The sequence below is a fragment of the Lactobacillus sp. UMNPBX19 genome (assembly GCF_002553805.1).
GTDB lineage: Bacteria > Bacillota > Bacilli > Lactobacillales > Lactobacillaceae > Lactobacillus.
Genome location: NZ_PCYR01000108.1, coordinates 1 through 454, shown reverse-complemented (window position 1 = coordinate 454; position 454 = coordinate 1). Strand labels below are relative to the sequence as shown.

At 34.4% G+C, this 454-nt stretch carries 1 protein-coding gene; it reads right to left on the bottom strand.

Annotated features, from left to right (window positions below; translation table 11 throughout):
- Window positions 1-454 (bottom strand): alpha/beta hydrolase (locus tag CP370_RS09310; protein ID WP_143467891.1); only part of this gene is annotated, 454 nt, incomplete at both ends.

Below are 454 nucleotides of genomic sequence, written 5' to 3'. Positions count from 1 at the left end.
GTCTATTTCTTTGTTTGGATAAAGAGTTCGTAATTTTGCCATTTCACGATAGGTGGCATTCATTTTATTTGGCTTTCCTTCATTATTAACTCGAAGATTAGAAGGCTGTCTAATAGCAATTGGCAGCTGCTTAAAATCAAGCCCATCAAAATGTCCACCAATCGAAACTTGCTTATTTAATCTTGGTAAATTTGGATTTTGAGCTTCTTGGAGGAGATAATACATAATTGAAGTATTTCCCAGGGAATGTCCCACCATATTTACCTTTTTAATTCCATACTCATTTTGTAAAGTCTGTGCTACATTTCTGGCGTAACGTCCATTTTCTTTAAAATCAAGTTGAACGTTATTTCGATAGTTTACCTCTACAATTGGATTAACAACGTTATTTGGAATAGTACCAATCAGTTTAACCTTTCCATTGGCATCTACATCGGCTCTAATGACAGAATTA